The organism is Desulforapulum autotrophicum HRM2, assembly GCF_000020365.1.
Taxonomy (GTDB): domain Bacteria; phylum Desulfobacterota; class Desulfobacteria; order Desulfobacterales; family Desulfobacteraceae; genus Desulforapulum; species Desulforapulum autotrophicum.
In genome coordinates this window covers 2524932-2548959 of record NC_012108.1, presented here as the reverse complement: position 1 = coordinate 2548959, position 24028 = coordinate 2524932, and the positions used below count along the sequence as shown (strand labels likewise).

20 protein-coding genes are annotated in these 24028 nt (G+C 49.0%); all 20 read right to left on the bottom strand.

Annotation, left to right across the window (positions count from 1 at the left end; all coding sequences use genetic code 11):
- Window positions 1-245: 245 nt before the first annotated feature.
- On the bottom strand, window positions 246-1364 hold the full coding sequence (gene aroC / locus HRM2_RS11160; protein WP_015904119.1) for a chorismate synthase: 1119 nt from the start codon (window positions 1362-1364) through the stop codon (window positions 246-248).
- Window positions 1354-1875: a shikimate kinase gene (locus tag HRM2_RS11155; protein WP_015904118.1), complete on the bottom strand. Its 522-nt coding sequence runs from the start codon at window positions 1873-1875 to the stop codon at window positions 1354-1356. Before HRM2_RS11155 ends, aroC begins: the two co-directional genes overlap by 11 nt.
- On the bottom strand, window positions 1872-3191 hold the full coding sequence (gene aroA, locus HRM2_RS11150; protein WP_015904117.1) for a 3-phosphoshikimate 1-carboxyvinyltransferase: 1320 nt from the start codon (window positions 3189-3191) through the stop codon (window positions 1872-1874). Before aroA ends, HRM2_RS11155 begins: the two co-directional genes overlap by 4 nt.
- Window positions 3188-4003, bottom strand: coding sequence for a shikimate dehydrogenase (locus HRM2_RS11145; protein WP_015904116.1), 816 nt, complete (start codon window positions 4001-4003; stop codon window positions 3188-3190). Before HRM2_RS11145 ends, aroA begins: the two co-directional genes overlap by 4 nt.
- Before the next feature lie 21 nt (window positions 4004-4024).
- Window positions 4025-5140, bottom strand: a complete 1116-nt coding sequence (gene pheA / locus HRM2_RS11140; protein ID WP_015904115.1) for a prephenate dehydratase — start codon at window positions 5138-5140, stop codon at window positions 4025-4027.
- Between the two features lie 262 nt (window positions 5141-5402).
- Window positions 5403-6632, bottom strand: coding sequence for a hemolysin family protein (locus HRM2_RS11135; protein WP_015904114.1), 1230 nt, complete (start codon window positions 6630-6632; stop codon window positions 5403-5405).
- A gap of 126 nt (window positions 6633-6758) precedes the next feature.
- Complete coding sequence (gene lpxB / locus HRM2_RS11130) at window positions 6759-7949, bottom strand: lipid-A-disaccharide synthase (RefSeq protein WP_015904113.1); 1191 nt, start codon at window positions 7947-7949, stop codon at window positions 6759-6761.
- Window positions 7946-8761, bottom strand: coding sequence for an LpxI family protein (locus HRM2_RS11125; protein ID WP_015904112.1), 816 nt, complete (start codon window positions 8759-8761; stop codon window positions 7946-7948). Before HRM2_RS11125 ends, lpxB begins: the two co-directional genes overlap by 4 nt.
- A 4-nt stretch (window positions 8762-8765) precedes the next feature.
- Entirely contained in the window at window positions 8766-9551 is a 786-nt protein-coding gene (gene lpxA, locus HRM2_RS11120) for an acyl-ACP--UDP-N-acetylglucosamine O-acyltransferase (RefSeq protein WP_015904111.1), read from the bottom strand.
- Window positions 9548-10600 (bottom strand): UDP-3-O-(3-hydroxymyristoyl)glucosamine N-acyltransferase, encoded by a 1053-nt coding sequence (lpxD, locus tag HRM2_RS11115; RefSeq protein WP_015904110.1) that lies wholly within the window; start codon window positions 10598-10600, stop codon window positions 9548-9550. The genes lpxA and lpxD overlap by 4 nt, the downstream gene beginning before the upstream one ends.
- 9 nt (window positions 10601-10609) lie before the next feature.
- The gene (locus HRM2_RS11110; protein ID WP_015904109.1) at window positions 10610-11149 is read right to left on the bottom strand and encodes an OmpH family outer membrane protein; all 540 of its coding nucleotides are present in this window, start codon (window positions 11147-11149) and stop codon (window positions 10610-10612) included.
- Between the two features lie 132 nt (window positions 11150-11281).
- Window positions 11282-13888: an outer membrane protein assembly factor BamA gene (gene bamA / locus HRM2_RS11105; RefSeq protein ID WP_232364253.1), complete on the bottom strand. Its 2607-nt coding sequence runs from the start codon at window positions 13886-13888 to the stop codon at window positions 11282-11284.
- 71 nt (window positions 13889-13959) lie between these two features.
- Complete coding sequence (locus tag HRM2_RS11100; RefSeq protein WP_015904107.1) at window positions 13960-14655, bottom strand: ABC transporter ATP-binding protein; 696 nt, start codon at window positions 14653-14655, stop codon at window positions 13960-13962.
- Complete coding sequence (locus HRM2_RS11095) at window positions 14648-15871, bottom strand: lipoprotein-releasing ABC transporter permease subunit (protein ID WP_015904106.1); 1224 nt, start codon at window positions 15869-15871, stop codon at window positions 14648-14650. Before HRM2_RS11095 ends, HRM2_RS11100 begins: the two co-directional genes overlap by 8 nt.
- 3 nt (window positions 15872-15874) lie before the next feature.
- On the bottom strand, window positions 15875-17353 hold the full coding sequence (lysS, locus tag HRM2_RS11090) for a lysine--tRNA ligase (RefSeq protein ID WP_041273886.1): 1479 nt from the start codon (window positions 17351-17353) through the stop codon (window positions 15875-15877).
- Window positions 17354-17642: 289 nt separating this feature from the next.
- Window positions 17643-18152, bottom strand: a complete 510-nt coding sequence (locus HRM2_RS11085) for a HyaD/HybD family hydrogenase maturation endopeptidase (protein WP_015904104.1) — start codon at window positions 18150-18152, stop codon at window positions 17643-17645.
- Window positions 18153-18242: 90 nt separating this feature from the next.
- A complete protein-coding gene (locus HRM2_RS11080) occupies window positions 18243-19880 on the bottom strand; it encodes a nickel-dependent hydrogenase large subunit (protein ID WP_015904103.1) in 1638 nt (545 codons plus the stop codon).
- 3 nt (window positions 19881-19883) lie between these two features.
- A complete protein-coding gene (locus HRM2_RS11075) occupies window positions 19884-20828 on the bottom strand; it encodes a hydrogenase small subunit (protein WP_041273212.1) in 945 nt (314 codons plus the stop codon).
- 638 nt (window positions 20829-21466) lie between these two features.
- On the bottom strand, window positions 21467-22780 hold the full coding sequence (locus tag HRM2_RS11070; protein WP_015904101.1) for a two-component system sensor histidine kinase NtrB: 1314 nt from the start codon (window positions 22778-22780) through the stop codon (window positions 21467-21469).
- A 10-nt stretch (window positions 22781-22790) separates the two neighbouring features.
- Window positions 22791-23999: a type II secretion system F family protein gene (locus tag HRM2_RS11065; RefSeq protein WP_015904100.1), complete on the bottom strand. Its 1209-nt coding sequence runs from the start codon at window positions 23997-23999 to the stop codon at window positions 22791-22793.
- Window positions 24000-24028: the final 29 nt, after the last annotated feature.

The following is a 24028-nucleotide window of genomic DNA, read 5'->3' as shown; positions in this document are numbered from 1 at the left end:
TCTCTTTTGTCACTAACCAGTTTTCAAAGATCAACTATCATCCAGATACAAAATGTCTTTGTGGAAACGCTTCTCCCCAAAGACTCGATAAATCTACATGGATTTAATTACCATGTCAACTCTTTTTTAATCAAAAAATAACACAATCCATATCTATCTGAAATAAATCAGATAAAAATGACACAGGAATCAGAAAGGATGTGTCAAACGGTCACAACCTGTCCATAGTTTCTTGTCAACAGAGTTCACCGAAGGGTTTTCTGACGAAGAAGAAGATCTGCCAGCACAATGGCAACCATGGCCTTGCACACGGGATTAATCCGTGGAATGGCCGACACATCATGGCGCCCCCGGGTGGAGACAAGGGTCTGTCTGCCCGTTTCATCAACGGTTTGCTGCTCCATTGTAATCGAGGGTATGGGTTTTACATGGACCCTGGCAATAATTTCATCGCCATTGGAAATTCCGGCAAGAATGCCACCGCTGTTGTTGGTTTGAAATTGTTGTCCCACAACGGCGTTGACAATGTTTAAATGCTCTTTCGAGAAATCACCACCAGGGGGCTGGGTCTTACTCAATATCTGGTCGTTATTCTGTGAGCCTGTCATCTGTGCTGCCCCGCAGCCAGCCCCTATTTCAACGGCCTTGACCGCCCCAATGCCCATGAGTGCCCCTGCAAGCATGGCATCAAGCTTTTCAAACACCGGCTCGCCAAGGCCCGGGGGGACGTTGGTCACCCTGATCTCCACAACCCCGCCAATGGAATCGCCCTGCCCTTTTACCTCTTTTACCCTGGTCTCCATGGCCGCAACCATTGATGGATCCGGACATTCAAACCGGTTGTTTCGGGTTTCGTTCCAGTCGATCTTTTCAGCCCTTACCCCCCCAAGTGCAAGGGTGCAGGTATCGATCCTGATGCCGTAACCGTCCAGAATGGCCTGGGCCACGGCACCTGCCGCCACCCTTGATGCGGTTTCCCGGGCCGAGGCCCTGCCGCCCCCCCGGAAATCACGTATGCCATATTTGGCATGGTAGGTAATATCCCCGTGACCTGGCCTGAACACCCTGGCAATGTCTGAGTAGGCCCTTGAATCTGCATCCCTGTTTTTAATCTCGATCATGATGGGGGTGCCGGTGGTCATGCCTTCAAATACCCCCGAAAGAATAACCGGTATGTCCGGCTCTTTTCTTGAGGTGCTTGCAGACGTCTGGCCCGGTCTTCTACGATCAAGGTCCGCCTGGATCCTGGCCTCGTCCAGACAAATCCCGGGAGGACAACCATCTACAACCACGCCGATAGCCCTGCCGTGGGATTCTCCCCAGGTGGTCACCCTGAAACACGTTCCAAAACTGCTACCTGCCATTATCAAGTTTCCTTTTTATCGTTGCGGCTATTTCAGCAGAATCCGCCAGGTCAGTATCAATCACCATATCAGCTGCACTCCTGTAAAGTGGAGTCCGGAACTCCAGGGTTTCTATTATTTCAACTTCAAGGGATTTGTCCGTCAGGGATGGCCGTAATTCAGGTGTGGCCACATCCTGGGACATCCGCCTTAATATGGTGTCACTGGATGCCCTGAGCCAGACCACGGTCCCGGCCGAGCCCATGGCCAGAACGTTATTGTTGTCAAGGATAATACCCCCGCCCGTTGCAATCACCATGGATTCGGCGGCCAGGACACCCTTGAGCACCTGGGATTCAATTTTCCTGAACCGGGCCCAGCCATGGTCGGCAACAATGGCCGCAACCGTTGACCGCATGGTTTGTTCAATAATATGGTCCGTGTCAACGAACGGGATCTCCATGATGCGGGCAAGCTCCTTACCCGTGGTGCTCTTTCCAGTACATCGATATCCGATCAGAATTACATTCATTGCAGGGTTTCAAATACCTCCCAAAAGGTTGGAAAGGATTTACCCACACAGGATTCATTTTCAATGATGACATTGTCGACCATGAGTCCTGCAACGCTGAAGGCCATGGCGATTCTGTGGTCGTTGAATGTATCGATGGACGCGCCGTGGATTGAAAGTCCATGATTGAAATCATCCTGCCCTGAGCCCATACCACCTGTCCCATGCCCAGCAGCTGTGCCGGTAATCGAAAGCCAGTCAGCTCCCTGGTCGGCATGGACGCCCATTCTCCCGAGCTGAGACACAACCGCGTCAATGCGGTCACACTCCTTGGCCCTTAAATGGGCAACGTTAACAATCCGGGTGGTTCCCTCTGCAAAGGCCGCCACAACGGCAAGGGTGGGAGCCACATCCGGACAGTCGCCCATGTCCACCTCAATCCCCCTCAGACCATTGCCCTGGACCGTGATACCCCTGTCCGTTGTGTCTACCTTACACCCCATTCGTTCCAGGATATGGACAAAGGCAAGATCCCCCTGGGAAGAAGTTTGTGTGGCACCCATTACCGTCACAGGAGCCCCTGATACAGCCCCTGCCGCCCAAAAATAACTTGCATTGGACAAATCCGGCTCAACGGAAAAATGCCCAGGGACATAGACCTGACCGCCATTGACCTTGAACCGGGTCGGGGCGAGCCGCTGGCCCTTTACCTGGAACTTTGACATGACCTCCAATGTTAAATCAATATAGGGCGAAGACACAGGTAAAGATGTGAGGGTGATATCGAGCCCATCCTTGAAGAACGGACCGATCATCATCAAGGATGAAAGGTATTGGCTGCTGGTTGAACAGTCCAGGGTCACAGCACCTCCCCGACGGTTACCCCCCTTAATCACAACAGGGGGGCAGCCCTTACCATGGAGAGCTGCCGCATCAATGCCGATCATTTTCAGCGAAGACAACAACGCCTCCATTGGTCTTTGGGACATCCGATCATCCCCACAAAGGTGGTAGGGAGAATCGCCCAGGGCCGCAATCCCTGCTATAAGGCGCATGGATGTGCCTGAATTTCCGAGATAAATGGGGTCTGCAAAAGGACCTGGCATTCCGCCAAATCCTTGGATGGAATAAATATTTTCACCCTTGTTCTCAAAGGATGCGCCCATGCAGGCAAGGGCGTCCATGGTCAACCGGATATCCTCACTGTTCAACAAGTTATCCACCGTTGATTCCCCCGACGCCAGGGCCGCACAGATCACCATTCTATGGGAAATGCTCTTAGATCCGGGAACCACCACCGAACATGGGTTCAGTTTTCTCGTTTTTATCTGTTTCATCTTTTCTCCAAAGCCTTGAGCAACACAGACTTCATTGTTTGAATGGGTGCTTTTTTACCGGTAAAAAGTTCAAATTGAAGGGCACCCTGGTTGACAAACATGGCCATCCCGTCGATAACGGTGCACCCTCGTTCAGCGGCAGCCTTTATCAATGCGGTTCTCACCGGTGTGTACACGATATCCATGACAACCATGCCAGGTTTCAAAATTTCAGGGTCAAGGGGAATGGCATCATTGTCAGGGGCCATTCCAATGGCGGTTGCATTGACAATTATATCAGGATCTACGGTGGCAATATCCGCCTTTGGAATAAATGCAGCCCCAAGTTCATCTGCCAGGGTTCGGCCCCTTTTTATTGAACGGTTCACAATAAAGGGAATCGCTCCTTGTTGTCTGATCCCAAAGGCAACGGCTCTGGCAGCCCCGCCGGCACCCAAAACCACAACCCGCCGCCCCTTAAGGTCACACACTCCCTCAAGGGGGTCAACGGCTCCCATACAGTCGGTGTTATAGCCAAACAGCATGCCGTCCCGGTTGATGATGGTGTTTACCGCCCCCATACCACGGGCAAGGGGGTCTATCCTGTCAAGCAGGGGAATCACCGTTTCCTTGTGGGGAATGGTGACAGAAGCACCCGCAATACCAAGGGCTTTCATGGACGCAATGGCATCATCAATCCGTGGCACCCTAAAGGCAAGGTAAACCCCATTGATATTGGCCTTTTGAAAGGCAGCATTGTGCATGACAGGCCCAAGTGAGTGGGCAACCGGATCTCCGAAAAGGGCATATAAACGCGTATCTGAATTCAACATTTTTGCTCACACCTTATGTTTTTATTGTGCCTTAAATACAGGATATGAACCAAGAAGCTTCAGGTAAAGACAGTTTGCCTTCATCTTTTCAATGGTGGTACGAACAATTTCATCGTCCATATGTCCCTCAATGTCCATGAAGAAATAATAGCTCCAGTTCTGGTGGCGGGTGGGTCTGGATTCAAGCTTTGCCATGTTGAGTCCGGCAAGGTTGACCTGTTCAAGCACCTTAAACAAGGACCCGGGCACATGGGCGGTTGCAAAAATCACAGATGTTTTGTCCCTGCCTGTTTTTTTCACTCGATCCCGGCCGATCACAAGGAATCGGGTAACATTACCGGAAAGATCCTCGATACTGGACTCAACCACCTGAAGGTTATAGATGTGGGCAGCCCTGGAACTTGCAATGGCAGCCGCCCCCTTCTCCTTTGCAGCAATCCTTGCGGCCTGGGATGTGGAGGGGGCCTCCACGATTGTTACCCCTGGTAATCGTTTCTGGAGCCAGTTCCGGCATTGGGCAAGGGCCTGGATGTGGGAGTAAACCGTTTTGATGCTGTTAAGGTCACCGGACAGGGAGAGAAGATCATGGGAAATGGGTTCATAATGCTCGGCTTCAATGTTCAGGTCAAACTCATAGAACAGGTCAAGGGTATGATTGACCGCACCTTCAATGGAATTTTCAACAGGCACCACTCCATAGTTGCTCTCTTTTTTTTCTACCTGCTTAAACACATCCCGGATGGTTGTCTCATGGACAAACTGGCCTGAATGGCGGAAATGATTCAAAGAGGCAATGTGGGTGTAGCTTGCCTCGGGACCCAGGTATGAAATCCGCCGGGTCCGTTGTATCTGACGGGTTGCCGTCATGATGACACTGAAGAGATGACGGAGCAGATCGTCGTCACAGGGCCCCTGGTTGATGCGGGAAAGGCGTTCAAAAATCTTGTTCTCCCGCTGCTGATCTACAACCTCTGACCCTATGACCTGCTTGATTCCTCCGATTTTTTTTCCAATCTCAAGGCGTTGATTAATGAGTCCGACCATTGTATCATCAATGGTATCAATTTCGGCCCGAAATTGCGCCAGCTCTTTTTTCAGCCCCCTGGAAACTGGATCCGGTTCGCCTGTGCCTGACATGGTTCCTCCTTAAAAACAAAAAAGCCGCAGAGACCTTTGGTCTGCTGCGGCTTATCACTTTTGATTCTGATGATTATCGTCTCGTTCAGTGCACCACAGGCAGGCCTTTCTTAAAAAAGCTCCTAAAATAGAAATACATCATGCCTGTAAAAATAAAGTTCACTGTAAATTTATTTTCCTTTAAAAACCCATTCGCCTGCAATTACTTCAGTTGTGCGGAGCACGTTACAGGCACCTTTAAACAAAGTCAACCCCTTTTTGTTTATTTTTTAAACACAAAGGTTTTGATCCTGTTGCCGTCCTTTTCCTTGACCGTTACCGTGTAGGAATCAATTTGAATACTTTCCCCAACTTCTGGAATCCTTCCAATGCGCTCTAATATATAACCTGAAAAGGTGTCGTAATTGTTTGAATCTTCAATGGTGAGTCCGAGTTTTTTATTGACCTCATCAATGTCTGTCTTCCCAAGCACCACCCACCGTTTGTCCTTGAGTTTCACCACATGGGGATCAAGGTGATCGGTTTCATCACTGATCTCACCCACAAGCTCTTCAAGTACATCCTCCATGGTGACAAGACCTTCAACACCCCCATGCTCATCAATAACGATACCGATGTGGTTTTTCTTCTGCTTGAACTCGTGGAGCAGGGAATCGATCTTCTTAGATTCAGGAACAAAATAAGGACCCCTCATGATCTCCTTGACATCAAAGGAGGAGGTGTGATTTGACGTACAATATTTGTGGTAACTTGCAAAAAGGTCCTTGACGTTGAGGATGCCCACAACATTGTCAATGCTCTCCTCGATCACAGGAATCCTTGAAAAACCCGATCGAATGATCGCCTGTATATCAACAGGATCTTCAATATCAATCGTATACATATCGGCACGGGGTGTCATAATCTCTGAAGCACAGGTATCGTCAAATTCAAAGATATTTGAAATAAGCTGCCGCTCTCCCTCTTTAATCTCGCCCCCCTCTTCAACCACCTCCACCATGGTCATGAGTTCATCTTCGGTTACCGCAGGTTTATTAGTATAGGGGCCGAGGACCTTTGGAATAAAGTTCAAAATAATAATGATGGGGAAGAAAAGCTTTGACAGCCAGAAAATCGGATAGATGACGATCCTTGCCACAACCACGTTGTTATGGGTGGCAAAGGATTTGGGAAAAATTTCTCCAAATACGAGAATTAGAAAGGTCATGACACCCGTTGCAATGCCCACGGCATTGGAACTGAATTTTTCCATCACAATGGCCGTAGCAAGGGATGATCCACCGATGTTGACAAGGTTGTTGCCAATGAGGATGGTGGTCAACAGACTGTGAGAATCTCTTTTCATGCGAAGGATGAGCTGATCAAGTTTCCCGCCTTCCTTGGCAAGGTGAAGCGCCCTTACCTTGGAAATGGAAAAGAGCGCTGTTTCCGAAGACGAGAAAAAAGCGGACAAAATAAGACAGACAACAAGAAAAATTAACTGGGTGGCCATGGGTTTAACGCTTCCTATTTTTTAAATCAGGCATAAAGTACAGATCTGTTCCTGGCGCCCGGGTCCAGTGCAATGGTTATATCAGAAAATAGCGAAAAAAAACAATAACTTTCAAGCACAAAGCCTTCAACTTTTATTGCCCGAAAGGTTGCGGGATCTCAAAAGCTCCAGGGCAAGCCTTGCCGTGCGGTAGGCAGCGCCTTGCCCCCCGAGGCGTTTTCGGACCATCAACAGCCGTGTTCGCATATGCCCAAGGGTTTGCCTGTTTAAAAGAGTCAGGGCCGTTCGGGCAATATTTTCAGCAGTTGCATCGTCCTGGAGAAGTTCAGGCACAATCTGCTCGTTTGCAATGATGTTTGCAAGGCCCACATGTTTTATCCGGACAAAAATTCTGGCAATGAAATAACTCACCCGGGAAAGGTGGTAAACAATAATCATGGGAACGCCACAGATGGCTGCCTCCAGAGTGACTGTTCCAGAGGCTGCAATGAGCAGATCACACTGGTCGAATAGGGTCTGACAGGGGCCTTTGACTGCACCAAACAACGGCTGTTGGCCGGGAAATTTTTTATTGCAGGTATCAATGGTCTCAAGAATCCGACCCGGATCAACGGTTGCTGCCAGGGAAACAAGAAACCTGACCTTTTTATCTTGTTTCCGGATCAACAGGGCCGCTTGAACCATGGGCGCCAACAGGGCTGAAATTTCATTCTCCCTTGAACCGGGAAGAAGTCCAACAACAAAGGGGGCGTCATCTAAGGGGATCTGTCTTGCCGTGGTTTCAGGGTAACAATCCAGAAGGGGATGACCCACAAAGGTTGAGGCAATGCCAGCCTGTTTAAACAGGGGCAGTTCAAAGGGAAAAATCAATGCAGCATGGTCAACCACCCGTCTCATGGTCCTAAGGCGCGACTTTTTCCAGGCCCACACCTTTGGGGTGATATAATAGAGGACCGGCACTCCGTTCTTTTTGGCAAATGCCGCGGCCCGGAGGTTAAATCCGGGATAATCAATAAGAATGACAAGGTCTGGTTTTGTGGTCCTCACCCGTTGCCTGAAACGATTAAAAGCACGGTTAATGACCTTGAACTGACGGATCACCTCGGTCACCCCCATGACGGAGAGGCTTCTGATGTGAAAAAAAAGTTCCATGCCCTGGGCCGCCATCAGATCTCCGCCAATGCCGTTGATGGAAAGGGAGGGGTCAAGGCGTTTCATGGATCGGACAAGGTTTGCCCCATGGAGATCCCCGGAGGGCTCTCCGGCAAGAATCATGACATGAAAAGGTCGGGGTTCTGGACCCACATCTTGGGTCATTGGAACTCATCCTCGGCCATGGCAACTATGGCAATCCCATGTTCATCGGCAAGGGCCGTCATCTGTTCCCTGTCAAAGGAAATGCTCCTTTCCGCCTCAAGCACCAGAACGGACACACCGGAATCAACCATGGCCTGTATGGTTTCAACCCCGGTGGACGGCAAATCAAACCGCCGGTCCTGACCGGGTTTACAAAGTTTCACAAGAACGCTCCCCCCCCCTCCAAGGAGCCCCCCCCTACGAATGGTGGCGTCAGTTCCGTCTGCCGCTTCAACGGCAAGCACGGTACCGTTTCCGATGACAATGGCCTGACCCACATCCAGCCTGCCGATCTCCCTGGCAATACGCCAGCCGGTTCGAATGTCTTTTTTTTCCGACCGTCCCGGCCTGCGCTTTGTCCAGCACCCCCTGGGGGAAACAAGCTCGGGCAGAAGGAATGTCGAGGGTTTGATTGTGACACCCTGACTCTCAAGCAAGTCTGCAAAGGCCCGCAGAATGGAGTCATCGTGGGTATGGCCCATACGTGCAATAAAGGCCAGGGCCTTGAGATCCGGTTTGATATCCGTAAAAATCCGGGTTTTTTTAACGCTCCCGAGCATCACGGCCTGGGCAATTTCCTGACGTTTAAAAAACGTCAGCATGCGTCCAACCTGACCCAGGTGCATCCACTGAATGGTGTCCACATGATCAGAAAGGTCCGTGGAGGCCTCGTTAACATAGGCAACCGCATGGATTTCATATCCCTTGATTTTCGCCTTTTTTGCAAACAACAGGGGAAACTGACCGCCGCCAGCAATGAGTCCGATCTTCATGGCATTATCGGGTCACACCCCGGTTGGATTCCTGGATAAAGGTCATGAAATTGATCACCTCGGGAATCTGTTCGACCTCGGCTTTGACACGCTCTGTTGCCTGTTTCACGGTGAGCCCGATTCGAAAAACAATCCTGTATGCCTTTTTGAGCTCCTGAAGAGTGGCCTTGGAAAAATGATGCCGCTTCAATCCCACATTGTTCAACCCGTGGAGAGTTGCCCTGTCGCCTGCGGCAATCACATAGGGAGGAATATCCTTTACAACGGCCGATTTTCCGCCGATATAGGCAAAGTCTCCGACTCTGACAAACTGATGCACGGCAACAAGTCCACCCACGGTGACGTTGTCTCCAAGCTCAATGTGTCCGGCAAGGGTCGAATTGTTGGCAAGGATAACCCTGTTACCGGTTTTGCAGTCATGGGCAATGTGGGTGTAAGCCATAAGATAGTTTTCTTCCCCCACTTCGGTAACCCCTCCACCAAACTCCGTGCCCCGGTTGATGGTCACAAACTCGCGGATTACTGTACCACGACCGACCTTGAGGTAGGTTCGTTCACCGTGGTATTTCAGATCCTGGGGTGCCGCACCAATGGAGGCATACTGGAAGATCCGACAGTCACTTCCAATGGTAACATACTGATCAATGGTGGTGTAGGGGCCGATCTGGGTACCAGAACCGATACAAACATCACCCTTGATGATGGCATAGGGACCAATGGAGACGTTGGCATCGATTTCTGCTCCGGGATCAATGATTGCCGTGGGATGAATAAGCGTTGAAACACTCATGGGGTACTCTCCTTACTGTTCACCCGCTTTTCAAGGGCCAGAAGCCGCTTTCTGATATCGGGAAGTCTTGGGATTATTCGACCGACCTTGAGCCAGAGTTTATGGGGCATCTGGGGAACGCCTGAGACGATCTCACCCGGAGGAACATCCGATACAACACCTGCACCCGGACCAACAATGGCATTGTCGCCAATGGTAAGATGTCCGGAAATTCCGGCTTTGCCGGCAACAATGACATTCTTTCCAAGTGTGGTCGATCCTGCAATACCCACCTGGGCCACGATAAGCGTATTTTCACCGATGACCACATTGTGGGCAATATGAACCAGATTGTCGGTCTTAACACCACTTTGTAACCAGGTCCGTCCCAGGGTTCCACGATCAATGGTGTTGCAGGCACCAATTTCCACCTGGTCATCGATCTGGACAAACCCCGCATGGATGAGCTTTTCATGGATACCCCGGCTTGGGGTAAACCCGAAACCATCACTGCCGATGACCGTTCCCGGATGGATGATCACACCCTGACCGATCATGGTCTTGTCCATAATAGTGACATTGGGTTTGACAATGGTATAGCTACCCATGGTGACATTGTCGCCCACAAAGACCCCGGCCATGAGTTGGACATGATCTCCAAGGGTGACATTGTCGCCAATGGTGACCCCTGGGGCAATGGTGATCCCCTTTCCACCGGCAAAATTTTTACCAATGGTGGCCGTGGGTGCGATGCCGGGCACGGTCTTTTTCGCAGGATTAAACCGTTCAACGATCCTGAAAAAATGAAGCCTTGGATTTTTTGACCGAACAAGGGAACAAGTCAGGGTTTCACGATCAAAACCAGTGAAATCCCAGGGAACGATGACTGCACCGGCACGGGTCTGATCCAGCCGATTCAAAAACCTGGGGTCATCGGCAAAGGTAATGTCGAGATGGGCTGCCTCCCCAAAGGAAGCGCAGCCCGAAACCTCAAGTTGTGCGTTGCCTACCACCTCACCGTCAAGCATTGCTGCAAGGTCTTTTAGAATAAATTTAAAAAAAGATTTCATGGATCCGGTCTACTTGGCCTGCTTTGCACTGCTCTTGTTGAACGCATCAATAACCTTATCGGTCATATCAAGGGCGTCGGCAAAATAGACCACACCTGCAGCGTTCTGCTCAAGAATAAGGGTGTATCCCCCCTCTTTTCCCAAGGTCTGGGCAATGACCAGTACATCCTTGTTGATCTTTTTGATGAACCCGGCCTCAAAAGCTTTAAAGTCTTCCCTGTACTGGGTCTGCAATGTCTTAAAATCGTTGACCTTGATTCGGAACTCACGCTCTTTTTCATCCCGTTTTTCCTTGCTCATGACAAGGGCTTCACGTTCAATTGTTTTTTTAAGCTCCTCAAGCTCCTCGCCTTTAGCTTTAAGGGCGGTTTCCATCTCCTTACCCTTTTTATTGATCTCTTCTTTTGCAATCTTTCCAGAGCTTGAGGTGACAAGAATCTTCTGGAAATTAATGATGCCGATCTTAGATTTGTCTGCTGCAAAGGCTGAAACGATACCACAGAGAAACAAAACCGCCGTTGCCAAAGCTATTTTAGTCGTAATTTTCATGGTGCCCTCCCTACTTATTGTAAATAATCACGTTTTTTTAAATGAAACATCCACCGAAGTATTACAAACAGCGGCGCTTCATCGTTGGTTATGGCCAGGGCAGATACCTCGCTCCGGCCCCGGCCCTAACGGTTAAAATGAGCTGCCCATGGAAAACTCCCATCGGCTGTCTCCTGCACTTGACTCATCCGTGTCGTCCAGGGTGATGCCGTATTCGATCCGGATGGGCCCCATGGGTGAATACCAGCGGATCCCGGCCCCATAGCTTGACTTGAGGTCGTTGAACGTGATGTCCTCATCAGATGCAAACACATCCCCTGAGTCATAAAACAGCACGCCTGCAAGCCCCACATCTTCAAGAAGTGGAAAGTTGAGTTCAAAGTTGAACTGAACAAACTTGACACCGCCCTCGATATTGCCCTCACTGTTTTCACCGGCATTGATATCCTGCCAGTCATAGCCTCGTATAGAGTTGATGCCGCCCAGATAAAACTTTTCATAATCAATATCAATATCGTCACTGGATTGGTCATCCAGAAAACCGGTCTTCCCATGGACCAGGCCGGTCAGTTTACTGAAAATCGGAAAATGAACCCCGGATTCAGCAATGTATTTGGTAAAATCGATCTCTCCGCCCAGGAACCTGCCGGCATACTCCATGGAGATCGAATGCAGCATTCCCTCGGTGGCATTAAAACTCTTGTTCCTTGAGTCATATTTCAAGGTGGTGGTCAAGGAACTTGTCACATAAGTACCGGCATCAACAGAGGTGTAATCTGTATCAACATCGGAAATGGTAAAATCTTCAAAAGCATATTTGATACCGATGCTGGTAAAATCAAATATCATGTACCCGAGTCTCAGGGCCACGCCCTTGCTGTCCTTGTCGTAGTAGTCATACTCCTTGTCCCAGTTGTAGAGATCAAATCCTGCACTCAATGGAATATCAAACAGCCACGGTTCTGTAAAGCTCAGGGTATACTTGGTGGAGGAACCGGAAATTTCAGCCCTTACCGTCGCCACCTGACCCTTGCCGAAAAGATTACGCTCGGTCACGGAAACCATGCCGAACATGGAATCTTCACTGGAGTACCCCCCACCAAAACTGAATGTTCCAGTGGGTTTTTCCGTGATGTTCATGTGAACGTCCAGCCGGTCCGGCTTGCTCCCCTTGGAAGTGGTTACCTCGACATTCTCAAAATAATCGGTCCTCCTGAGGTTTTTCACGCTGTCCTGGAGCTTTGACATGGAATATAGCTCCTGTTCATAGACCTTGATCTGTCTTCTGATCACCTTGTCCCGGGTTTTGGTGTTCCCGCTGATCAGAATACGCTCAAAATAAACCGGTGATTTTTTGTCTAAATTAAAGGTGATGTTGACGATCTTTTTTTCCATGTCTCGACCAATGAGCGGAGAGACCTCGGCATTGGCATACCCCTTGTCTGCATAGATATCGGTAAGCGAGATCACATCGCTTCTCAGCTGCTTTCTGGAGTAAAGCTCAGTCCCCCTTGATTTAATTTCCGTTGTCAGGGTCTCAACCGGAACGATGAGATCTCCCTTGAAATCAACGGTGCCAATCCGATACTGAACCCCTTCATCTATCTTGAAATTAACGGAAATGCTTTCTTTCCCATACACAATCTCTGGGTCAGAGACCCTGGCATCCACAAACCCCTGGTCCTTGTAATAGGACTCCAACCTGAACACATCCTGGTCAAGTTCGTTCTGATCAAGGTCTCCAGACGAGGTGACCCAGAAGAAAAATCCTTTTTCCTTGGTCTTCATCTCCTTTTTGAGCTGTTTGTCTGAAAAGAAGCTGTTCCCTTCAAATACAAGGGATTCAATCCTGAGCTTGTTTCCCTCATCAATGATGAACTCAATGTCGGCCTGATTGTTGTCAAGGGGAGTGGTCTGATAACGAATATCACAATTATGGTAGTTCTTTTCCGTATACAGGGCCTTGACCCTTGCCACATCGGCATCCAGTTTGAAGATATTGAGAATGGAGCCGGTACTGGTCCTGATGACATCGGTAATTTCTTTTTCCTCGTACACCCGGTTTCCCTTGATCTTCAGCTTTCGAACACTGGGTTTTTCAACAACGGTAAAGATCAGTTCAATGCCCTTGTCCTGCTCATCACTCTCCACTCTGACATCGTCAAAATAGCCCATTTTATAGATCTTTTTAAGATCATCCGAAAGGGTGGCCGGATTAAAGATTTCTCCTGGTTTGACCGCCAATATCCTCAGAACGGCATCGGACTCGATCCTGCGGTTTCCCTCAAGCTTAACCCCGGTGATAAACTGTCGTTTAAAAATCACACTGGATATTTCACTGGAGAGTCGGTTGACGGCTGAAAAAAGATTTTCAAGTCCCTCAGCCTCAGCAAAATAGGCGGCCGGAAGCCGTGCATCAAAGGTGGCTGCCAGGCGGGCGTCAATGCTCAATCGGCCACCCACCATGAACAAAGAGCCCCATACCAGGTGATCTACCCCGTATTGAATCCCCAGCTCTTTGATCTTGTTATATCCAAGATCAATCCCTTCCGGCACCTTCTCAATAAGAACCGTTTCAGCCCCATCAGCCTGAAATTTTTCTGAAAGCATCCGTGGAATGCTCTTTTCGAGTTTATCCAGTGTCTTGTCGGCATGAACGGCAAAGGGAAGAATTCCAATGGTAATCTTATCTTTGGCAGAAACGGTAACACTGAAAAAAACAACAAAAAGCATCGCCATAAAGGCTGTTCGTTTGAAAATACCTGTATTCATAGTATCAGTCTCAACTTGGTGGTTGTATGGTTTATCGTTCATTGAACGGCCACTATTTCACTGTCTTTAAGGGTTAACCGCTGGTTCATGAGACCGGCAAGATCGGGGTTGTGGGTCACCACAATAACCGTCATGCCAAGTTCCCTGTTTAACTCCACGAGAAGTTCGTGAACGGCATCTGAATTTTTTCGGTCAAGGTTGCCCGTTGGTTCATCGGCAAGGAGCAGCATGGGTTCCATGACAAGGGCCCTTGCAAGGGCGACCCGCTGCTGCTCACCCCCTGAAAGATCTTCGACCCGATGGTCAAGACGAGCATTGAGACCGACCCTTTCAAGAATGGTTGTGGCCTTTTTTCTGGCGTCCAATCGTTTCATTCGGTCGATCAGGCAGGGAATCATCACGTTTTCCACTGCCGTGAATCCCCTTAGCAGGTGATGAAACTGGAACACAAAACCGATGGACTGGTTCCTGAACCGAGCAAGGGCCACCGGGTCAAGGCCGAAAAGATCATCATCGCCAAAAAACAGTCGCCCCTGATCGGGTCGGTCAAGGGTACCAATGATGTGAAGCAGGGTGGATTTACCAATACCAGAGGCCCCCACAACTGCCAGGGTATCCCCCTGTAAAATGGTGAAATCCACTTTATTGAGAATGTCAATCCGAGTGGTCTTTGTGTTAAAGCCCTTGGAGATGCCTTCAAGGGCCATGAGCCGCTCACCCTTTTGTCTAACCATAGCGAAGGGCCTCCACTGGATTCATTCTGGATGCCTTGTGGGCCGGATAGATCGTTGAAACAAAACAGATGGCAATGGCAGACAGGACAATGAAGAGAACGTCCATGGATTCAAGCTGCACCGGGATGGTTGAAAAAGGATAGGCAGGGGGAAGTTCAATGAATTTATACCGTTCAAGCAACAGGCAGACGCCAACCCCTGAAACCGTTCCCAAAAAAGTGCCGAACATGCCAACGACCATTCCCTGGACCATAAACACCTTTCGAACCAGGGCATCGGTGGCACCCATGGCCTTTAACACCGCAATGTCCCGGGTTTTTTCCATCACCATCATGATCAGGGCCGAGGCAATATTAAAGGCGGCAACCAGCACAATCAGGGTCAGGATCACGAACATGGCGGTTTTTTCAAGCTTCAGGGCTGCGAACAGGCTCTTGTTGATTTCCATCCAGTCCCGGCCATAAAAGGGATAATCTAATGCCGCCACAAGGGCGGTCTTGACTTTGTCTGCCTTGAAAAGGTCTTTGACCCATACGCCAAGGGCCGAAATCCTGTCCCCCATACCCATGAGTTTCTGGGCTTCAATGAGGTGAACATAGGCAAGGGAACTGTCATACTCGTACATACCTGATTCAAAGATGCCGGTCACCCGGAACCGCTTCAAAGCCGGGACATGCCCCACCGGTGAGATCATGCCACCAGGAGAAATAAGAACAATTTTATCTCCCACCGAAATGGCAAGGTTCTTGGCAAGTTCCTTGCCAAGAATAATTCCAGGCAAAACAACGCCATTTCCGTCCCGGGCAAGGCAGCGATCAAGTTCTTCCGGGGTAAACCCCTTGACCAGACTTAAGGAAACGGCTGGGTCCACCCCCCGAACAACTGCGCCTGAAAGCGAATGACTCGTTCGGATCATGGTCTGGGCAAACACCATGGGGGATACGTCGGCAACACCGGGAACGTCCATGGCCCTTTTGATGGTGCTGTTCACATCATAGGCCGTTCCCGAATGGTTCATCACGAGCACGTGGGGTTCCACACCCAGAATCCGCCGACGGAATTCAGATTCTGCACCGCTCATCACGGCAATGACAATCACAAGGGCCATGACGCCAACAGTCACACCTGCAACCGAAAGAAGGGTAATCAAAGAGATAAACCCCTCCCGCTGCTTTGCCCTGAGATATCGGGCCGCTATGAAAAATTCAAGGGGCATTGATCAGACAATATTTTTCATGTGGGGAAACAGAATCACCTCTCGAATGGAGGCAGAATCTGTTAAAAGCATTATAAGTCGGTCAATGCCAATACCTTCACCGGCCGTGGGCGGCATGCCGTACTCCAGAGCCTCCACATAGTCGGTATCCATGACATGGGCCTCCACATCGCCTTTACTTCGTTTGGCTGCCTGACCAAGGAAACGTTCATGCTGGTCAACCGGATCATTGATCTCAGAGAATCCGTTGGCAATCTCCCGGCCCGCAATGAACAGCTCAAACCGATCTGTAAGCTCTTGGTTTGCCTCACTTTTTCTGGAAAGGGGCGACACTTCCACGGGATATCCCGTGATAAAGGTCGGCTGAATCAGCTTTGGTTCCACCAGCAGATCAAAAAGCTTGGTGAGTATCTTTCCGTGGTGATCCTGGTCGGTCATATTAATGCTGTTCTTTTCTGCAAAGGCACGAAGGGCCGTCCTGTCTTCAAGGATGGCCGGGTCAACGCCGCCGATCTTGACCAGGGATTCCATCATGGGAAGACGCTCCCAGGATTTTGAAAAATCAATGGAGTCTCCCTGATACTGGATGGTTTCAGATCCTGTCACTTCAAGCGCTAAGTGCCTGAACATTACCTCGGTCATGTCCATGAGGTCTTCATAGGTGGCGTAGGCCTGGTAAAACTCAACCATGGTAAACTCAGGATTGTGCCGGGTAGACACGCCTTCATTCCTGAAATTACGGTTGATCTCAAATACCCGTTCAAATCCACCCACAACCAGCCGCTTCAGGTAAAGTTCCGGAGCAATCCGCAAAAATAGCTCCATGCCAAGGGCGTTGTGCCAGGTCTTGAAAGGAGTCGCTTCAGCACCTCCGGCAACGGGCTGCATCATGGGTGTTTCAACCTCCATGAAATCCCTTTGTTCAAAAAAAGTCCGCATCAGGCGTATGGTTTTACTGCGCCGGGTAAAAATAGCCCTTGCCTCCTTGTTCATGATAAGGTCAAGGTAACGCTGGCGGTATCTTTTTTCCGGATCCTTGATGCCGTGGAATTTTTCAGGCAGGGGCCGCATGGATTTGGACAGAAGCCGAAAGTTTTCAGCCAAAAGGGTCCACTCGCCGGTTCTTGTCTGGAACAGTGAGCCGGTAATTCCGACAAAATCGCCGATATCAAGTTTTTTAAACAGATCGTAAACCCCATCACCGACCCTGTTTTTCTGAAGATAGGCCTGAATCTGGCCAGTCCTGTCCTTGAAACGGATAAACGACGACTTTCCAAACTTGTTGACCGCCATCATCCTTCCTGCGACCGAAAACACAGGTCCATTCTCCCCAAGCCCTTCGGGATTTTCAGCAATGACGTTTTGCAACGCTTCCACGGTGTGGGAAACCTTAAAGTCATTGGGATAGAGAGGGATACCGGTATCCCGGATCTCCTTTAGCTTCTCTTGTCTTGCCGTCAATAGTGCGTTTGATTCATCCATACGTTCACTGTCTTTTATATTTGGGTTAATGATCAATAAAATTCACTAAACTATCCTATTCCATGGCAGAGTGTCAAGATTTTGTTGGCAATAAAATAATGTCAAACGCCTATAATAAATGAGGCACAGGCGTTTTATCCATGTCAGATGGGGATGTTATTACCTATTGCTGTGAGACCGGGAGATGGGCCTTTTGAGCCGAAAAAAACGGTGGGACCTCAAACAGGCAAAGAAAATTGACAGCAACCTGGGAGCCACTGCGTGGAGGTGGGGCTTCTTCCTGGAACTTTCATGTATGATGACAACCATTACTGATTTTTTTTTCTTTCCAGGGCACACCAAGGACTTCAAGCTCTTTGAGGACCATTAGAACGACATTTTCCACCTGGGCGGCAAGGGTCGATGTCAACTCTGCACTAAGGGTTTCTATATCCATGGGTTCCGCCCCCACAATAACCGTTTGGGGCACATGATCCAGAAATTGACAAAGGGTAAGTGCCTCCAGAAGGTCCACCTGGTGCAGGGAGTTTTTGGCAAGAATCCGGTTGGGGATGTCCGCACCTGCAAGGCGATGGAGGTCCCCGGGTTTTCCCTTGTTTAAAATAGTGTCCACCACAATGAGATGGTGTGCATGGGAAATAACGCCAAGGAGATTAATCCCTAAAACGCCGCCGTCAACCACGGAAACCTGGTCCGGAAATTGATAGTTTTCAAGCAGTTTTTCCACCACCCGGATGCCGAGTCCGTCATCGGAAAAAAGGATGTTGCCAACGCCGAGAATGAGAATTTCAGATGTCATGCCAGTTCTCCTTGATCTATTTTAATTCTAATTTTTCTACCCCCTTTTCACAGGGGGTAGAAAAAGACCTTCTCAAATAGAGGACAGGGATTAAACAACCCTGACCTTGTAAATTTCATTGGTATGGGGATCGATCACATGAACAGCACAGGCAAGGCAGGGATCATAGGAATGAACCGTCCTGAGCACCTCAAGGGGCTTCTTTGGATCTGCTATGGGTGTCCCAATGAGGGAACGCTCCACCGGCCCCTTGTTACCATGGGCGTCGGCAGGTCCAAAATTCCAGGTGGAGGGAACCACATACTGGTAATTCTTAATTTTACCGTCCTCAATTTCGATCCAGTGGCCAAGGGCTCCCCTTGGCACATCATTCAAGCCAAACCCCTTTGCCTTGTCCGGCATGGTCCAGGATTGATAAGTCTTTTTATCACCCTTTGCAATGTTGCTCCTGAGTTCATTCAGCCAGTTGCCCATGGCATCGCCTATTATAACTGTTTCAAGGCCCCTGGCCGCCGTCCTTCCAAGGGTTGAAAAAAGGGCGTCTGAACCCACACCCAGTTTTTTAAGGGTTTGATCCACCAGATTCTTTGCCGTGGCATCCCCCTTACCGTAGGCAACAAGAATCCTGGCCAGGGGACCGACTTCAGGTGCAAGCCCGTCATAACGGGGTGCTTTGATCCAGGAGTATTTGTCATCCGTATTATATGCTACTTCTCCCTTGATGGGTTCTGTCTTTCCGGCATAGGGATGGCTTGGAGTACTGTTTTCATACCAGGCACGGGTAACGTCCTCTGTGATAAGCTCAACATCCAGCTTTTCCACACCAAGGCCCTTTCTGATAAATCCGGGAGGCATGAGGAGGCGACTTTCTGAGCTGTTTTCAGCAAAATCACCATAGACGAGAAAGGCCTCATTATTACCACCAATAGCTCCCCAGTTCTTATAAAAAGATGCAATGGCCATGAGATCTGGAATATAAACCTCATCCACAAATGCCTTGGTTTCCTTCCAGATATCTTCAAATTCCTTGATCCTGTCTATGTTGAGATCCCTGACCGAGGTGACTCCACCCACCACGAGGAACTGGGGATGGGGATTTTTACCACCAAACACGGCATGCATTCTGGCAGCCTTGGCCTGGAGTTTCAGGGCCTCAATGTAATGGGCCGCAGCCATGAGATTGGCTTCAGCAGGCAAGGCATAGGCGGAATGCCCCCAATAACCATTGTTAAACGGCCCTAACTGACCGCTTGACACAAATGTCTTTAATTTATCCTGGATGGTTTTAAAATATTCGGAAGATTCCGGCCTTCCACTCACGTTGGCCGAAAGTTTTGCCGTTTTTACCGGATCGGCCTTCAAGGCATCCACAATATCCACCCAGTCCAGGGCATGGAGATGATAAAAATGAACAATATGATCGTGCTGAAACTGGGCTGCGTGGATGAGATTTCTGATGATACGGGCGTTGTCTGGAATGGCTATATTGCAGGCATCTTCCACAGCCCGGACAGACGAAAGGGCATGGACATAGGTACAGACACCACAGGATCGTTGGACAAAATGATGGGCATCCCTGGGGTCCCTGCCCTTTAACATCATTTCGATTCCACGAAACATCTGGCCCGAGCACCAGGCATCCTTTACTCGGTTATTCTCAATTTCAACTTCTATTCGTAAATGTCCTTCAATCCTTGTAATAGGATCGATCATTATTCGTTTGCCCATGGATTAATATTCCTCATAAAATGGAGTCATTGTATCCCAGAAATCTGGTTCACTGCACCCGATGCAGGGGTGGCCCGCCTGAATGGGGAAGCTTGTTCCATCGTTAAACTTAGCAGTGGGACAATTATTATAGGTTTCAGGGCCTTTACACCCCATATGGTAGAGACAATAGCCAAGTTCTGCCTCTTTAGAACCAAATTCTTCCACAAACTCATCATTTTCAAAATGTTTTAACCTGGGGCAACGATCGTGGACAGTCTCGGCATAGGCAAACAAAGGCCTGCCCAATTCGTCAAGCTCGATGGTTTCCTTGTTTAGATATTTAACAATGGTTGACAAAAGATTCAGAGGATTTGGGGGACATCCCGAGATATTGATGGTGGCAACACCAATGGCATCCTTTACCCCCTTGTAACCGCCGGGATTGGGAGCAGCAGAAGGAATGCCTCCATAGGCTGCGCAGGTACCAAGGGCAATGGTTACAGCAGCCTTGGGAATCACATCATTTGCAATCTCAAGAAAGGTCCTTCCCCCCACCTTGCCATAGGCGCCGTTATAGGCTGTAGCAATGGAACCTTCCACAACACAGATAAATTTTCCCTTGTGGGTCTTGATCGCCTGTTCCAGTGATTTTTCCGCCTGATGACCCGAGGCTGCCATAATGGTTTCATGGTATTCAACCGAAATGGTCTCAAGGATGATGGCTCCGACATTGGGCGTACGTAAAAATGCCTCAGAGCAACCCGTACATTCACCAAAATGAAGCCATACAACCGAAGGTCTCGTCCCTGAGGCTGCTTTTTCAATAGAACTTGCCACCTGTCCCACACAGGATGCCGACAGCCCCATGGAGGCTGTCATCACGGTGCAATACTTGAGAAAATCCCTTCGTGATACCCCTTTTCCTTCCAGTCGTTCATAAAAACTTTTTTCCTCAGTTTCTTTCATAGCACCTCCTTGATGCCGTTGTTTAAACTTGTTGTGGACGAAAGCCATACCTCGCTCCAGGCGTTTCGCTTACAAACCATATTCCGCAAGGTCAGGCCCGAGATAGGTTCTTTCATTTTCTCCCAGGATACCAAGACTCAGACAGATAATAGTCCATAGGTGAACTGTGTAATCCCCCCTGGGGTATTAATTCCCCGACCTTGTCCTTGAATCCATTTGGGGCGTATGAAATTTTTAATTGATCCAACATGGTTCGATCTCATCTGCATTTTTTTTTGATTGTATTGTTCAATCCAAGGCAGAGAAGGGCCAAAGAATAACTTTTAACGAGGAAACATTTTACAACAATCCCTGATCATCCTCACAATCCCTGGACGGTGAGCACCCGCCACAAACGGGCAGCATTTTTTATGGTCTGTCAGTATCTTCCAAAAACAGGATGCATGGGAATCTCCGGTAAAATCAAAATCTAAAATTATTATCAGCCCTTCAGCGTAAAAGGCCTGCAAACAAAGGCCTTGTGACATTATGCATATATGAGCCCTCAGGCAGAAGCAAATTGTTAGTTTCTATTGATATATGCCAAGGTATTTAGTTTACAAATTTTTGGTCAACAAAGGGAGTAAAGTTCGAATGTGTTATACAGAAGACTTCTGGGAGGAACCCATGAGAATAAGGGTAAATGTTGTTCCCTTGCCCGGACTGGTTTCAAGGTCAATAACTCCCTGGTAACTGTCGATGATCCTGTGGACAATGGAAAGCCCAAGACCGGAACCCGAGGGTTTGGTGGTAAAGAACGGATCAAACACGGTCTCCTGATCTGTCTCTTTAATGCCGCATCCCGTGTCGGATATGGTAAGATGAATTCGATCCGTCCGGGTAACCGCCATCCGGATCGTGAGGGTGCCTGTTTTTTCGATGGCTTCAGCACCATTTTTTAAAAGATTCCACAGCACCTGCTTTAAATGGCCGGGGTCCATGGCAATCCAAACGGGAGAATCAAGCTTAAGGTTGACCTCAATGCGGCCGACACAGATTGGGTCCAGCCGAAAAAGGGACACGACTTCGCCAATGGCAAGATCCAACCGCATTTCCTTGACCGTACCGCTCTTTGGCTTTGCAAACAACAGAAAATCCGTCACAATGGCACTCAGTCGCTGGGTTTCCCGGAGGACAATCTGCATGAGCCGCAGGTTGGGTGAACCCGGTTCCGTGTTCTCAGCCAGAAGCTGAATGGAGCCGGAGATGGAGGCAAGGGGGTTTTTGATCTCATGGGCCATACCGGCAACCATTTCACCCATGGCGGCCATACGCTCAACCCGTTTAAGGTGCCGTTCAACCACCCCGAGGTCCCGGTGGGCCCGCCTTGCCTGGAACGCCAGAATACCGCTCAAAAAGGCAACGGCTAAACAGGCAGATGCAATGATGACGACCCGATAAACCATCTGGGGCCAGTCGGCCATCATTGAAACGCTGGTCTGACCGCCCAGAAAACCGAGCATGCCCTGATTTTCAAAAAAGACAAGAACGGCATATTGTACGCTGGAACAAGCAGCGATCACCATGCTTCCCCCCCTGGGAAGCAACATGCTCGCACCAATGATGCCCACAAGGTAAAGAAAGGTGAAAATACTTTCAGAACTTCCCGTAACAAAAATAAGTGTCGTTATAAAAAAACTGTCAAGGAGGATCTGCCCATAGGCAAACATCACCTTGCGTCTCACCCGCCTGAGAACTAAAGCATACCCAAGGGAAAGAACGACAAGGAGGGCAGAAATAGAATAAAGAACCACAAAGGGGTGTTCAGTGGAGGAAAGATGCTCACCTGCGCTATAAACAAGGGTTGAAAGGGTCAGGATGGTTGCGAATGACACCCTGAAAACGATGAGCCAGCCAAGCCTTTTTTCCATGTCTGCGGCATCAACGGTGTCTGCCCCTGTTAAATTTTTCACTGTTTTCAGATTATCCTACGGCAGCCGCCATTTTAAATATGGGCAGATACATGGCAACCACGAGCCCGCCAATGACAACCCCGAGAAACACCAGCATGAAAGGTTCAATCATGTCTGTGAGGGTTTTTACGGCCTGATCCACTTCATCATCGTAAAAATCTGCTATTTTTCCGAGCATGTTATCAAGGGCACCCGTGGATTCGCCAACGGCAATCATGGAGCAGACCATGGAGGGGAACACCCCGCTTTCAAGAAGGGGATCTGCCATGGATCTCCCCTCTGAAATACCCTGTTTCACGTCATGGATGGCAAATTCAACCGTTTTATTTCCAGCTGTTTTTCCCACAATATCAAGAGCTTCCAGAATAGATACACCGCTTGACATCATGGTGCCCATGGTCCTTGTAAATTTAGCAACCGCCACCTTTCGAATCAGCATGCCAAACACAGGCAGCTTTAGGGCCAGATCATCCATGATAATATGGCCCTTTTCTGAGGCATAGACCCGCCGGGTGATAAAGGTTACAACGATAAACGCGCCAATAATATATAAAATATTGTTAATGACAAACTCACTCAGAAAAACCACCAAAAGAGTCGGGGCAGGCAGGGTGGAGCCGAAATCTGCGAACATCTCGGCAAAAACCGGAATAACAAAAACCAGAATAATCCCCACAACAATAACGGCAACGGCAAGGGTAATGGCAGGATAGGTCATGGCACCCTTAACCTGCTTTTTCAACTTTGCCATCTTTTCCATATAGGCGGACAGGCGTCTAAGAATGATATCAAGGATTCCGCCTGCCTCACCTGCCGCAACCATGTTGGTGAAAAGCTCGTTAAAGATATCTGGAAATTTTGCCAGGGCATCGGCAAAGGTTTCTCCGGATTCTACAGACTCCTTAATTTTTTTCAGGATTTTCTTGAATGTTACATTCTCCTGCTGGGCGTGGAGAATGTCAAGGCACTGGAGAAGGGGAAGACCTGCATCAATCATGGTGGAAAACTGCCTTGAAAAAATAATGACGTCCGATTCTTTGACCTTGGGCTGAAAAAATGAAATATTTTCAAACAAATCCTTGGGTTTGGGTTTAATCTTGCCCGGGGTAATTTTTCGACGGATCAGGCTGGACCGCACCTGTTCAACGTTCTCGGCCTCCATCTCCCCCTTGACCACCCTGTTTTTAGGATTTTTCCCCTTCCATAAATAGGCAACCATGATTGATCCTCACTGTTCAGGTTATCAGC